Origin of the sequence: Parvularcula marina (genome assembly GCF_003399445.1) — a bacterium.
Taxonomy (GTDB): Bacteria; Pseudomonadota; Alphaproteobacteria; order Caulobacterales; family Parvularculaceae; genus Parvularcula; species Parvularcula marina.
Genome location: NZ_QUQO01000002.1, coordinates 104,606 through 117,452, shown reverse-complemented (window position 1 = coordinate 117,452; position 12,847 = coordinate 104,606). Strand labels below are relative to the sequence as shown.

The following is a 12,847-nucleotide window of genomic DNA, read 5'->3' as shown; positions in this document are numbered from 1 at the left end:
AGCGTGAAGGGGTCGGACGGTCTCAGCCGCCACGGCGGAATTCGTCGATTTTGGCCTGGATGGCGTCGATACGTCCACCGATCTTCTCCCGTGCCGCCTTGTGCCGCTGGTCCAGCTTCTGGGCTTCCGCCCGCAGAGACTCAATTGTGTTCCTGAGGCTGTCAATCTGGGTCCGCATGTCGTCGACGAAGGCCTGCATCTCCTCCATCACGGGCGGGCCCGCCGGCAGGGGCTCAGAGAGATCGGCGGTATCGATCCGCTCTTCTTCCTCTTCCGTCAGAGCAGATGCCGGCTCCCAGACATCAATTTCTTCACCGGTTTCTTCGTCTACAGACGGATCGGCTGCGACCGCCGTGGCAGGCTCTTCTGTTTCAACCGTCTCCGGCGCCTCTTCGATGGCGGCCTGTGTTGAGACATCACCTTCCTGATCCGGCTGTTCTGCCGGGCTCATTCGCGACGGCACCCGGCCCTGCCCCAGCAACTCGATCGCGGCATTGAGATCCGTGACGGTCACAGGCGCTTTCGGGCCTGACGTCGTATTTCCGGTCAGAGATGTCTCCATCTCTTGTGACGCGGCGGCGGCGACTTCTTCGCGCGACAGGGCCGAGACGACTTCGGCATCCTCGATACCGTCATCACCCTGGGATGCCGCAGCACCATCTTCCGCCTCAAGATCAATAGCCATCAGCTCGGAACGACCAGCAAGGCCCGCCTGCGCGATCGCCCGGCTCGCCAGTTTGTTGATCCGCCCCGGATTGCCGCCCGATTGCTCAGCCAGCGCATCAAGGAATTCGACGGTCGGAATGACCTCGCTTGAGAACCCCGCGCTACGGATGCGGGTATCGACATATTCGCCAACTTCATCACGCGAGAGCGCGCCAAGCTGGTGAGATGCCGCCATCACCTGACGCAAGGCAGCCATGTCATCGCGGTAGAAAACACTGCGCAGGGCCGGACGCCCGGCGATCACGATACGGAACAGCGGATCGCCGTCCTGTTCCATCTCGGCAATTCGCTTGAGTACGCCCAGACCTTCATCGCCAAGGTCATCCGCGTCATCAATCAGGAGCGCCGGGGTAGTCCCGCCCTCCCGGCAATAAAGCAGCGACTCTTCAAGACTCGCATCGGGATCGATCCCGGGCTCTTCTGTCCGCAGGACACGGAGGATCACAGCCTCAAGGTTTTCACCCTCGACCTCATTGGCAGAGAGCCGGACCAGCGCGGCCTCATCACTTGCACAAAGGAATGCGGTGCGATCAAGAACGGCGGTCTTGCCGCTGCCCGGCTCACCGGTAATGACGACAAGGCCGCTGCCCTGCTCAATTCCGAATCGTGCCTGTGCCACGGCCCGGCGATGGGCCTCGGTTTCCACGAAAACCGGGGCGTCCGGATTATCCGTGAAAGGCGAAACCGTCAGGCCCGAAGGCGATGTGGCACTCATGGTACTCATTCATTTCACTCAGAACGCCCAGCGCAGACCGAAGATGATCGCGGTTTCGTCAAAATCGAAACCGGGCCCCCGCGTCGCCGCAGGGCCATCGCTGTCATTCTTTGCATAATAGACTTCAGACGTCAGCGAGATGCGCTCGGCCAGGCGGTAATCGACGCCTGCGCGATACATCTGATCCGCCGACTCGCGATTGCCTGTGCCGATCGGCGTACCGAAGAGATCGGTGACGACCCCGATGCCCTCGCTCTCCCCGTAACGGGCAGAGGCATGGATGCTCAGCTTCCGGCTCAGCTTGCGGCGCGCAAAGACTGACAGGTTGAAGGCTTCATTGTCGATATCGCCCGCCCCGGCATTCGTATAGGCAACGCCGCCGCCAATCGTGTTGCGGCGCAGCTCCGCCGTGAGAGAAGCACTGACCTGATTGAAGACGAACGTGCCCGAGCGGAACTCTTCATCGAGACCGTCGCCGAGCAGGCTGAGATCAACGACATCGTCGAGGAACTCAGCGGCGAAATTGTCTTTCGCCTCGGTCAGGGTCGTCAGGATCGTCCGGGTACGCGACTGGAGACCGGACAGGGCCCGCCCGAAACGCTGGCCGCCCGTATCAAAAACGCGCTCTGCGGAAGCGTTAAAGCTGATCCGTGGGCTGAGCTGGACCTGAACCTTCCCCTCAACCGAGGGGCCGCCATAGCGCTGACCGGCAACAAGCTCGAACAATGCCTTGCGGGTCGGCGAATAGCGGAAGCCGACATTCCAGAAGGCGCCATTGACGTCCTCTTCAAAGCGGCGCTCGCCCGCCTCATCGGCATCGTTGAAATTGACCGTGATGTCATCGAACCCGACCGCCGCGAGCAGCTTGAGCGGGCTTGAGAGCATATAGGCGGCATCCACGCGGCCCGAAATCTCGGTCACATAAAGATGCGGCAGGATATCACTGCCCTCTTCGGCGACGTGACGGATATATCCGGACACGCCGTAAGAGGCGTCATCGAACTGCCCGCCCGTTTTGTAATCGGCGGAGAGCTCACCTGACAGGGAGTTATTCGCAAACTGATCATCGTCGGCAAAATCAGCGACACCGGGCACTTCGTCACCCAGCGCCGTGCGCTCATTGGCAACAAAGATCGCCGAGGCGCGCGTGCGCACCTCCAGCACCTGCTGGTCGGCATATTCGCGGTAGAGATAGGGGCTGAGTGAGCCGCCAACGAAGGTCACCGTATCAAGGCCGGGGGTTGAGCCGCGCCGGTTGATCAGCGACGGCCGGCCAAGGGTACGCTCCTGCGCCAGAGCGGACATGTCGAGATACCAGCGGCCTTCTGAAAGCTCTTTCGTCGCCGCGCCGACAATGTCGGGAATGATGAAGAAGTCATCGGGCTCGGCAAGACCAAATGTCGAGAAGCTGCCATCCGCATTCGGCATGTTCGGATATGGCGCCGCCGGCATCGTATTGGCGATCAGCTCGGCATTATCATCCGTACTCTGCGCATAGCCGCCGACACGGACAGTGCCTGTGATAAACCCGGTGAGAGACTTTGAGCGGACAAAGGTCGACCCTTTGATCGTCGAGGAGATGACGACATTCTCGATCGGCTCGATGCCGACTTCGGTGGCAGTAATGTCGCCAGTCGTTCCATCAACATCAAACCGCGCCAGCACATTCGGCAGCCGGCGGTAATTGTCCGTCGCGGTCACATTGGTGGAGGCGAACCAGGAACCACCACGAATGGCGGTTTCTTCTTCGTCTTCTTCGGTGCCTTCAAGGAAAGGCTGCGCATGTGCCGCGCTCAGCGCCGTGCACAGCAGTAGGCCTGATTTCAGGCCCGTCTTCAGGAATGTCCTCACCACGGCTATCCCCCTTTCCGTGAATAATATTCCTCATAGGAATAATAGTGGGCGGCTTCGCCCGGCACGAGGCACTTGTTGAGGATCAGGGAGACCTTCTCATTGACCTCAAGCAGCTCGTCGATCGCGGTCGCAACCGCAGGCTCGGATGTGGCGTTCGCTTCTACCACAAAGATGACTTCGTCGACGAGTGGCGCGAGAAGCACAGCATCCGGCATCGCGAGAACGGGCGGAGAGTCGACAATAACCAGCCGGTCGCTGAAGCGATTGGAAATCTCACGCAGCAGGGTTTTTGCCTCATTCTGCGCGAAAAGCTCGGTCTGCGGGCATGGCGGGGTGCCGACCGGCAGGATCGAGAACGGCCGGAAGCGCTCATTGAGCAGGCAGTCATCGAGGGTCACGCCCTCTTTCTTGCTCAAGAGCTCCATCAGGCCCTGACGGTTATTCGGGATGCCAAGCTGGTGCAGGACGCGCGGACGCGGCGCATCGGCATCGATCAGGACCGTGCCGATGCCATCTTCTGCGACGAGGCTCAGCGCGAGATTGATCGCGGTGAAGGTCTTGCCTTCGGCTGGCCGGGTCGAGGTGACGAGCACAGTATTGCCATTGCGCTTGTCACTGTCGCGGCGGCGCGAGAACCCCAGTCGGCGCAGCAGGCGGCGTTTGACGCCGCGCATCTCAAGCGCCACCCGGTGCGGCTTGTCAGCGGCCGCAAAAAAGCCGCGGGAGGCGAGAAACTCGTCATCCAGCGTGAATTCATTGGGATTATCGGCCTCGTCAGCGGCCTCTTCAGCGATCTCGTCGGAGACATCCGCCGCGTCTGAATCCGCGGGGCTGTACTCCGAACTCGTGTCGCTGGCCTTGTCGGTCATCGGTCGATCCATCGCTTTACCGTAGACCCGCAAGGGTCCTTACCTGTTCTACTTCGGCAACCGCGTTGCCCCCATCGGCCCCGAAACTCTGGCCGACCCACCAGCTGAGACCAGCGGCCACGAGGAAGAGCCCCGCAACGGCCGCAAAAAGCCCAGCTCTCTCTCCTATAAGCCAAAAGCGTTTCCCAACCGTTGGTGCCGGGGAAATCCCGCCAAGGACCGGCAGACCGAAGGACGCTTCAAGGTCAGCAGGCTGGGTGTAGGTCCGGTCAAACAGGGTCAGCATCAGGACAACACCGATCGCAGCACCCGTCGCCATCAGGGCGACAGCGATCATGAAGAGCCCGCGCGGCGGCCAGATTGGCGTTGCCGCCACCTTCGGCGCTTCAAAACGGGTATATTCGATTGCCCCGCCCCCGCGATTGAGGTTGGCGTAGACATCCATCTCGGTCCGCTCGCGAGAGAGATCGAGGTAGGTCGTCTCGACCCGGTCACGATCCCGCATCAGGGCTTCGAGCTGGGCTTCGGCCTCCGGCGTTTCCGCTGCATCGAGGGTCATCTCGTCGATTTCGTTCTGAAGCCGGTTCTTGCGGCTACGCAGCGATGTGACCTCATCATTGGCCGCGACCAGCGCGCGCTCGGCCTCTTCATAGACCGGGTTCTCCGGCAGGGTGGACGAGCCCGATTCAAACTCCGCGATCTGGGCCTTGAGGCGCACAATATCGGGATAGGTATCGGTATAGAGCGTCTGGAGCGTCGCAAGCTGGAGCTTCAGCGCATCAAGATCATTGTCAGACGCATAGCGCGGGGTGACGCTCAGCGTACCGCGCAGGCGCTGGGCCCGGGCTTCGGCCAGAGAGATCATGTCATCAATCCGGCCGACTTCATCGAGCTTGTTGTCGAGTAGCCGGTTGAGACGGCGCGAGCCCGCAAGCTCTGACGCATTCTCCCGGCGGAACTCCGTGATGCGGCCATCGATTTCATCGAGCTCGCTCCGGCGCAGGGCCAGTTCCCGATCAAGATTCTGCATCGCCTTGTTCACATCGGCGGAGGCCGTCTCAAGGTTCTGCTCAATGAAGATATCCAGCAGGGTCGCAACGACCTTTTGCGCGGTCTTGGGATCGCGATGGGCGAAGCGGAAGGTGAAGTATCCCTCCTCGTCCATGCGGACATCGATCCGGTTGGCCAGACTGTCCATGTGGCGCTGGAGCTGGGCCTCGCCCGAAATATCGGCATCGAGGCCCGTATTGTAGATCAGCCGTTCCATATTATCACGGCTGAGAAGCTGACGGCGGATAATCCGCACACCCTTTTCAAGATTGGGGCGGACCCCAACTTCCGAGATCGTTGAGTCGAGTGCCGTGTCCGTATTTATGTAGACCTGCGCCCGGCTCTCATAGAGATCAGGAATGGTCGACACCATGATCCAGCCCACAATGGCGGCGATCCAGGCAAGGATCACGGCAAGCCAGCGGTGACGCCACATCCCGACAAGGCTGCGAACGATGGGCCGCGGAAGACTGGTGATGAAACTCGGCATATCAGTACTCACTCAACGGACGAAATGGCTTTCCGTCAGAACAGGGTTTCCGGGATCAGAATGACGTCGCCCGGACGGACCGGCACATTGGCCGAGACATCGCCGCGGCGCATGAGGTCATTCAGACGAACACGGTAGGTTTGCTGATTGTCGCCACGGCCCCGGATCAGCTTGGCCCGGTTGCCGGAGGCAAACTCCGTCAGCCCCCCGACCTCAAGCATAACGTCGAGGACGGTCATGCCGGTCTGATAGGGAATGGCGCGCGGCTGCTGGGCCTCGCCGATGACGCGGATCTGCTGGTCAAAGGTCGAGGAGAACTGCCCGACAATGACGGTGACTTCCGGGTCTTTGACGTAAGCGGCCAGCGCCTGCTCGATATCCTGCGACAGCTCGGACGGCGTCTTGCCGGCGGCCATCATGTCCTTGACCAGCGGCGTCGAGATGCGGCCATCCGGACGGACGGTGACATCGGTCGAGAGCTCATCGGCCCGCCACACGAATACTTCGAGCTCATCATAGGGCCCGATCAGATAGGACGGGCTGGTATCCTCGGTCGGCACATCAATGGCCGATGCCGCCTGGATGGCCGGCGTCGTATCCGTGGCGCAGCCTGCCAGCAGGAGCAAACCTGCCGCCCCGGCCACACATGCTTTGAACACTGTCTTCATCTGAAACATCTTTCTCACCCCTCAGCTGGTGCAGGAGCCCTTCTTGCCGCAACCTGTGCAAGAAGGGTGACAATCGCTTTCAACGAATTTCCATCACGCGGTTACAATCCAAAAATGCCTTATCTTACCGGGTCACGCACAGCAAAATTGCTTGGCGGTTAGCCGCGAAGGCCAAGATCACGGAACGGCACGAGGCTCTCGGCACGCGGGTCAGCAAGCAGCGCCCTTCGTGCTACCCGGCCCGCCCGCGCCTGATCCCGGCTCTCAACGAGCAGGCTGGCATAGGTCTCGGCGAACGCCGGCTCTTCCGGGGCCGCCTGATAGGCTTCCTCCGCAAGACGAAGGGCTTCGACCAGTGACTTTTTCTGCCGGGCGAGCGCAAGATTGTTGAGCACCCCCGGATTGCCCGGCATCGCGGCCAAAGCCCCGCTCAGCGCATTCTCGGCACGCGGCAGATCCCCAAGTTCAATGGCAAGACCGCTGAGGAGAACCAGCACGCCTGCATCCCCCGGCGTCGCCGCCGAATAGCGGGCCATCCGGCCCAGAAGATCGCGTTTCTCCGCAGGGCTCTCGGCAATCGACAGCTCCGTCGCGAACACCGCTGCGGACGGTGTCATCTTTTCGAGCGCGGTCCGGGCCTCCGATACCCTGCCCGCTTCGATCAAGAGCCGCGCGCCAAGCGCTGCGCGCAGCTCCTGCGAAAGTCCGGGAGTAGAGGCGAGCGCGCGCTGGGCAGCAGAGAGATCTTCTGCCGCAAGCGCCATCAGATAGCGTTCGGTCAGGGAGAGATTATCAGGCGCTGACCGGCGGAGCGTCGCCAGAATACCGGCCTCGCGCTCCTTATCGTCCGCCCGATCAAAGATGTCCGCAAGCTGAAGACCGGCAAGCTGCTCGTTCTGAGGCAGCGCGATCTTGGCGGCAGCTTCGATTGCCTTCTCCTCTTCGCCTGCAAGGCTGAGGAGCCAGAGACGGTAGACCTGTTCCGACACCGGTTCATTTTCGCGTGTGGGGATCGCCATAAGGGAGGCCGCCGCTTCTTCGCCCTGCCCCATGGCAAGGTGGATGCGCGCGGTGAGCAGTTTGTCGGACGCGATACTGTCCTCCGCCTCCGCCGCCTTGCTGGCCGCATCGAGAGCTTTGGCTGTATCGCCAACAACGAACGCCTCAATCGCAAGCTGACGATGAATACGGGCCGATGTCGCCCCGGCCTTCTCGGCCAGTGTCAGCGTGTCGACCAGTGCGGTCGGCCCCGGCTCCAGCCCTGCCCGGTTGACGATGGCGGCCAGAAAATCAGGCTCTTTGGTAATCAGCCGATCAAGGACGGATTTTGCGGATTCGATCTCGCCCGTGTCGGCGAGCGCTGCCGCCAGCATGTTCTGTACCATGATGTCATCCGTGCCCGCAGCTTCGGCCATCTCAATCGCGCTCTGCGGATCGCCCGCGCGGATCGAGGCAAACATACGGGCCGCCGTGACATCATCATTTTGTTGTCCCAGCACATCCCACAGCCCCGTCTGAGCAGCACCTTCGGGCAGTTTGGAAAGGAGGGCCACCGAGGCATCAAAATCCCCTCTTGCGGCGAGCCGGTCGGCTTCAAGCTGCACCAGCACCGGATGGCCGGGCATGATGCTCAGCGAGCGTTTCATCACTTCATCGGCCTCATCTGCTCGGCCGTCACGGTCGAGCAGGCCCGTCAGCTCACGGATCACCGCAAGATCGCCGGGCTCCGCCGTCAGCCGCTGGCGCAGGATCGCCTCGGCCTGACTGGAAAAACCAAGCTCGGATTTAAGGCCGGCAAGGAAAATCGCCCCGCCTGAATTATAGGTGAGCCATTCCTCAATGCCGCCAACGCGGAGGGCCGCGTCGCGGGTCTTGCCTTCAGCAGCGAGAATGATGCCTTCAAGATAGGCCGGACGCGGATCATCAAGACTGACGGCTTTCAGTCTGTTAAGGCGTGCGCGGGCCTCATCAATGCGGCCTTCGCGTAAGAGGGCTTCGATGACGATTGAGCCTGCCGAAATATTGCCCTTGTCGAGCGCATCAATGCCGTCGGCCAACCGCATGGCTGTCCCCGGATCGCCTGCCCGCAAGGCAAGCCGCGCACGAAAGAGAAGCGCCGTCAGGCTGTCGCCACCATCGGCGATGATGTCGTCGATCAACCGCTTGGCCATGGAGAGATTGCCCACGGCGTAAAAAGCGCGCGCCGCGACAACCCGCGCCATCGGCGCATATCGCGGATGCCCCGTGGTCGGCTCGATCGCCCGAAGCGCGGCCTCGTAATTGCCAACCGAAAGGGCCTGTTCGGCATCAATCACAGATTTGAGCGCCGCCCCATCGGATGACAGCTCATAGGAAACATCGAGCGCTTTTGCGGCATCATCGATCCGGCCCTGACGCAGCAGGGCTTCTGCGAAGACGAGCCGGGCTTCCTTGTCACTCGCACGCCGCATGACGATCTCGGCCATTTTCTCGGCGCGGTCATATTCGCCCAGCTGAAGCAGGGCTTCTGCGAGGCCGAACCGGGCATCAAGATCATCAGGGTCGTCTTTGATCGCAGCTTCATATCGCAGCATCGCGACACGCGGGTTCTCCCCGCTCGCTGTCTCCTTGTCCGGCGTGGCGCCAGCAGTAGACAGACAAAGCACTCCGAAGAGTGCCGCGATCAGGCAGGGCAGTCGGGTCATGTTCGGCATTCCTCGTCCGGACCAGCCGCCCGGCATGTTCAGTGCGCGCTATCGGAGAAGAGAGCTACCCGGAAAGTCTTAAGAACAATGAGAAAATCGAGCCAGGCGCTCTGTTTTTCGATGTAATAAAGATCATAGGCGAGCTTCATGCGGGTATCGCTGACCGATGCCGCATAAGGAAGGTTCACCTGGGCCCAGCCGGTCAGGCCCGGCTTAACGAGCGTCCGGGCTTCGAAATTCGGAATTTCGGCGGCCAGTTTCTCGCTGAATTCAGGGCGTTCGGGACGCGGGCCGACAAAGCTCATATCGCCGCGAAGAATGTTGATCGCCTGCGGGATCTCATCGATCCGGGAGCGGCGCAGGAAGGAGCCGATCTTGGTGATCCGGTTGTCACCCTTTTCGGCCCAGCGGGGACCATTCTCTTCGGCATTGGTCCGCATGGTCCGGAATTTCAGGATACGAAAGACCTTGCCATCACGGCCCATCCGCGCCTGCTGGTAGAAAACTGGTCCACGGGAATCCATTTTGATCAGGATCGCCACCGCGATGATCAACGGCGCCGTGAAGATGATCAGCATCAAGGAGAGCAAGACATCCATGCTCCGTTTGAGGAAACGGCTAAAGAATGCCTTACGGACCAGGGGCGTCTTCATGGTCTTTTCGCGATCATAAAGAAGCGGGTCGATCCAGCCCTCAGGCGCTGAGTCTGCTGCGCCCGTCTGACCGGAGACCGCTTTGCTGACCGTGTCCTGAAGGACCAGCGCCGGGCTCTGCGTCGACTTCTCGCCGACCGAAGATCCAGCCCCAGAATCTGACTGCGCTGCCAGACGATGATTGACGATCATCGCCCCCGCCGCAATGGCCGCAAGAAACAGGACCACGGTGACAAATGCATCCAACCACACCATTGAACTAACCCCAATCGTACTCAACTCAAGACCGACCCTGTACACAAACGGGTCAGCGGCTCTCTCTCCGCAAGGCATAGGAAGCAAACCGGGTGCCAAATTCGCCCATAAGGGGATTTTTTCCTGTTAACCGTACCTCGCATTAACGAGGCTCTGGTTAGACAGGACACACCATGAATGTTCTCGCCCTAACCACCTTGTACCCCTATCCAGCGCGGCCACGCCACGGAATTTTCGTGGAAAATCGCCTTCGCGCCCTGCGCGCGCATGGAAATAACATTAGTGTGGTTGCGCCAATCCCCTATTTTCCCCTGTCGCACGAAGTCTTCGGCGATTGGGCCTCTTATGCCAACCCCCCTCGGCAGGAAGAGCGTCACGGGATTTCGATTACCCATCCGCCTTATCTGATGTTTCCCAAATTTGGCATGATGGCCGCCGTGGGACAGCTTGAGCGCGTTTTTGAAAATGCCGTCCTTGAGGCCCGAAAGAACGGGTTCGAGCCGGACATTCTTGATGCCCATTATCTTTTTCCTGATGGCGTTGCCGCGACCCGCGTCGGCAAGCGCCTCGGCCTGCCAGTCGTTCTGACCGCGCGCGGCAGCGATGTGACCCTCCTGCCCGGCTATCCGGGGCCGCGGCGGCTGATCCTCGAAGCCGTTGCCGATGCAGACCACATCATCACGGTCGCAGAAGCCTTACGCAAAGACCTTATCGGTCTTGGTGCGGATCCATCCAAGGTCACGACCATCCGCAATGGCGTCGATCTGAAGACCTTCCATCCCGATGCGCCCCGCGCTGAGCGCCTGCCCAAAACAGAGGCGCCGCTGATCCTTTCGGTCGGCCATCTGATCCAGCGCAAGGGCCATGACCTCGTCATCTCTGCGCTTGAGCACATCCCCCGCGCGCATCTGGTCATCGTGGGCGGCGGCATCGAAGAGCCCGCCCTCCGCCAACGGGTCAAGGCGCTCAAACTGTCTGACCGGGTACATTTCGCAGGTGAGCAGCCGCATCACGCGCTTGCCGGTTTTTATGCGCATGCAGATCTTCTGATGCTGGGCTCTGACCGCGAGGGCTGGCCCAATGTCCTGCTCGAAGCGATGGCCTGCGGCACGCCTTGTGTCTCCGCCCCTGCGGGCGGCGTGGCCGAAGTCATCACCGCCCCCGAAGCCGGGATCGTGACTGCAGAACGCACCCCCATGGCGCTCGCAACAGCAGCGATGACGGTTCTCTCCGATCCGCCTCAGCGCAGCGCAACGCGCCGGTATGCGGAACAATTTGGCTGGGACGAGGTCGCAAATGACGTCTCCTCCGTCTGGCAGCGGGCAGTGCGACGCAGCTCTTCTATCGGCTGGGGCGAGGCACAGGAGATGCCGCTTGAAACCCCTTCCTTCATCCTGACGGTCGACACCGAAGAACTCTTTGACTGGGAAGGCAATTACACCGACTGGCGAGTACCGCCCGCAGAAGGGCTCGAGCGACTGCAGGCGGCGGCACGTGAGGCTGGTGTCACGCCGCTATACTTTGTCACCTATCCGCTGATGGAGGATGATGAAATCGGCGGACGGCTGGCGCGCTGGCATGCAGAGGGGACCGCCTATTGCGGACTTCACCTGCATAGCTGGTCGACGCCGCCCAATGGCGAAGAGTTGAGCCCAGCGCGGACCTATCAGCTTCATCTTGATCCGGACAAACACCAGAAAAAACTCCGAGCCCTGACGGCAGCCTATCGCAACCGCTTCGGCTGCTCACCCATCGCCCATCGCGCGGGACGGTACGGCATTGCCCCCTGGGTACTCGACCAACTCGCCGGCGAAGGCGTGATGCTCGACTTCTCTCCGTCTGCGGGGTTCGATTTCCGGAAGACTCAAGGCCCTGATTTCTCAACCTTCAGCGTCATGCCGCATACGCGCAAAACACCGCATGGCACCCAATGGGTGATCCCGGTCTCAGGATCGCGCTGGGTTCGCGGGCTCGGCTCGCCGCATCCAATCGGCCCAGAAGCGCGCGGTCTCGGACGCCGTCTACAGACGCTGAGCACGGCCCCCATCCGCCTGACCCCGGAAGGCAACAGCCTCTCGGATATGCAGAAGCTTTCCCGTCAGCTCTTGAATAAGAAGACTGGCCTTTTGACGCCGGCACTTCATCTGACCAGCATCACGGCTGGCGCCACGCCATATTCGGCTGACGAGAACAGCGTCGCAGGCTTGCTTAGTGTACTGAAAGATTATTTTGGCTGGCTTCAGGCAGAGGGCGTGAGCCCTCTCACCTTGCCGGAGCTGGCAGATGCGCTCGGCGTTGAAACCTTCGACAAAAAGGTCAGCGAGACCGCCTAGTCGTCGCGGTGCACTTTTTCGCGGCGCTCGTGCTGTTCCTGCGCTTCGAGCGACAGGGTCGCGGTCGGCCGGGCTTCAAGACGTCTCAGGCCGATCGGCTCGCCGGTTTCCTCGCAATAGCCATACTCGCCATTGTCGATCCGTCGGATCGCAGAATCGATCTTCGAGATCAGCTTGCGCTGGCGGTCACGAGTCCGAAGCTCCAGCGAGTGATCGGTTTCACTCGAAGCACGGTCCGCAGGATCAGCCAGATGCAGGCTGTCGGTCTGCATCTGCTCGATGGTGAGTTTGCTCTGGCTCAGAATTTCCGATTTCCAGTCGAGAAGTTTCTTCCGGAAATAGGCCTGCTGGCGCTCATTCATGAAGGGCTCGTCTTCAGACGGCCGGTAATCTTCAGCTACGTCGCTCACATTTGCCTCCCATTGCCGGATCCCGAATTCGTCTAATTTCGGGCCAGCGTTACTTTCTCCCCTGCAGGGGATGGGCCGCCGCCCTCTAACCGTGTCACTCCCCGCCGACAAGCGAGAGTTGTTCGCCGTTGTTTTGTGCG

At 61.0% G+C, this 12,847-nt stretch carries 9 protein-coding genes; 1 reads left to right on the top strand and 8 read right to left on the bottom strand.

What is annotated here, in order from left to right; all coding sequences use genetic code 11:
* Positions 1-22: 22 nt before the first annotated feature.
* The 7 genes from DX908_RS14435 to DX908_RS14405 form a co-directional block, all read right to left on the bottom strand.
* Entirely contained in the window at positions 23-1,441 is a 1,419-nt protein-coding gene (locus tag DX908_RS14435) for an AAA family ATPase (RefSeq protein WP_158548845.1), read from the bottom strand.
* Positions 1,442-1,459: 18 nt separating this feature from the next.
* The gene (locus DX908_RS14430) at positions 1,460-3,295 is read right to left on the bottom strand and encodes a porin family protein (RefSeq protein WP_116393197.1); all 1,836 of its coding nucleotides are present in this window, start codon (positions 3,293-3,295) and stop codon (positions 1,460-1,462) included.
* Between the two features lie 2 nt (positions 3,296-3,297).
* On the bottom strand, positions 3,298-4,164 hold the full coding sequence (locus tag DX908_RS14425) for a P-loop NTPase family protein (RefSeq protein WP_158548843.1): 867 nt from the start codon (positions 4,162-4,164) through the stop codon (positions 3,298-3,300).
* 16 nt (positions 4,165-4,180) lie between these two features.
* Positions 4,181-5,704 (bottom strand): XrtA system polysaccharide chain length determinant, encoded by a 1,524-nt coding sequence (locus tag DX908_RS14420; protein WP_116393195.1) that lies wholly within the window; start codon positions 5,702-5,704, stop codon positions 4,181-4,183.
* Positions 5,705-5,739: 35 nt separating this feature from the next.
* A complete protein-coding gene (locus tag DX908_RS14415) occupies positions 5,740-6,372 on the bottom strand; it encodes an XrtA/PEP-CTERM system exopolysaccharide export protein (protein WP_233508730.1) in 633 nt (210 codons plus the stop codon).
* 158 nt (positions 6,373-6,530) lie between these two features.
* A complete protein-coding gene (locus tag DX908_RS14410; RefSeq protein ID WP_158548841.1) occupies positions 6,531-9,056 on the bottom strand; it encodes a tetratricopeptide repeat protein in 2,526 nt (841 codons plus the stop codon).
* Positions 9,057-9,094: 38 nt separating this feature from the next.
* On the bottom strand, positions 9,095-9,964 hold the full coding sequence (locus tag DX908_RS14405) for a sugar transferase (RefSeq protein WP_158548839.1): 870 nt from the start codon (positions 9,962-9,964) through the stop codon (positions 9,095-9,097).
* 173 nt (positions 9,965-10,137) lie between these two features.
* Between DX908_RS14405 and DX908_RS14400 the strand changes: the two genes are divergently transcribed.
* Complete coding sequence (locus DX908_RS14400; protein WP_116393191.1) at positions 10,138-12,297, top strand: glycosyltransferase; 2,160 nt, start codon at positions 10,138-10,140, stop codon at positions 12,295-12,297.
* On the opposite strand, the gene dksA is transcribed toward DX908_RS14400, so the two are convergent.
* Positions 12,294-12,659: an RNA polymerase-binding protein DksA gene (gene dksA / locus DX908_RS14395; RefSeq protein WP_116393190.1), complete on the bottom strand. Its 366-nt coding sequence runs from the start codon at positions 12,657-12,659 to the stop codon at positions 12,294-12,296. The two genes, DX908_RS14400 and dksA, sit on opposite strands and share 4 nt — an antisense overlap.
* Between the last annotated feature and the right edge of the window lie 188 nt (positions 12,660-12,847).

Excerpts from the sequence above, each read along its gene's own strand:
- DX908_RS14435 (WP_158548845.1), bottom strand. The coding sequence starts at position 1,441 with ATGAGTGCCACATCGCCTTCGGGCCTGACGGTTTCGCCTTTCACGGAT.
- DX908_RS14425 (WP_158548843.1), bottom strand. The coding sequence starts at position 4,164 with ATGACCGACAAGGCCAGCGACACGAGTTCGGAGTACAGCCCCGCGGAT.
- DX908_RS14420 (WP_116393195.1), bottom strand. The coding sequence starts at position 5,704 with ATGCCGAGTTTCATCACCAGTCTTCCGCGGCCCATCGTTCGCAGCCTT.
- DX908_RS14415 (WP_233508730.1), bottom strand. The coding sequence starts at position 6,372 with ATGAAGACAGTGTTCAAAGCATGTGTGGCCGGGGCGGCAGGTTTGCTC.
- DX908_RS14410 (WP_158548841.1), bottom strand. The coding sequence starts at position 9,056 with ATGACCCGACTGCCCTGCCTGATCGCGGCACTCTTCGGAGTGCTTTGT.
- DX908_RS14405 (WP_158548839.1), bottom strand. The coding sequence starts at position 9,964 with ATGGTGTGGTTGGATGCATTTGTCACCGTGGTCCTGTTTCTTGCGGCC.
- DX908_RS14400 (WP_116393191.1), top strand. The coding sequence starts at position 10,138 with ATGAATGTTCTCGCCCTAACCACCTTGTACCCCTATCCAGCGCGGCCA.
- dksA (WP_116393190.1), bottom strand. The coding sequence starts at position 12,659 with ATGAATGAGCGCCAGCAGGCCTATTTCCGGAAGAAACTTCTCGACTGG.